The organism is Corallococcus interemptor, from assembly GCF_003668875.1.
GTDB classification, from domain to species: domain Bacteria; phylum Myxococcota; class Myxococcia; order Myxococcales; family Myxococcaceae; genus Corallococcus; species Corallococcus interemptor.
Genome location: NZ_RAWM01000346.1, coordinates 1 through 443, shown reverse-complemented (window position 1 = coordinate 443; position 443 = coordinate 1). Strand labels below are relative to the sequence as shown.

Below are 443 nucleotides of genomic sequence, written 5' to 3'. Positions count from 1 at the left end.
CTCCTGATCAATGGCCCTTTCATCCGATCGCCTAATTAGATATTCTGGAGCTAGACTTGCAATGAGATCCATTAGATGATCAAATTCCTTGTTGATTTCTTCACTATTTGTCTCTTCTTGTTCCACCTGCACTAGCTGATCAATACTGTCAATTCCTTTATTTTCTGGTTCTTGTATTTCCATGTCAACTTCCAAGTTTTCTTTAGAAATTGCAATGACTTCCACTTATTCTTGATTTTGTACCTCAATATCAGTTTTAACATTCTCCACATTTAGTTCCACAACATGGGCTTCTGTGGTTTGCAAAGAATTTACATCTTGCATCTTAGCTTTTCGAAGGCGATAGCGTTTTATCAAGCACTCAACACGGATCGCTTCCCAAAACTCTTCGTACATATTTTTGGATTCCTTCTTCATATTACTCCGTATACTTGGTCTCAAAC

At 37.5% G+C, this 443-nt stretch carries 2 protein-coding genes; both read right to left on the bottom strand.

All coding sequences use genetic code 11. From position 1 onward, the window contains the following. Positions 1–225 (bottom strand): hypothetical protein (locus D7X96_RS39795; RefSeq protein ID WP_147468532.1); only part of this gene is annotated, 225 nt, incomplete at its 3' end. Continuing rightward, positions 226–443: hypothetical protein (locus tag D7X96_RS39790; RefSeq protein ID WP_208647456.1), on the bottom strand; the 218-nt coding region annotated here is incomplete at its 5' end.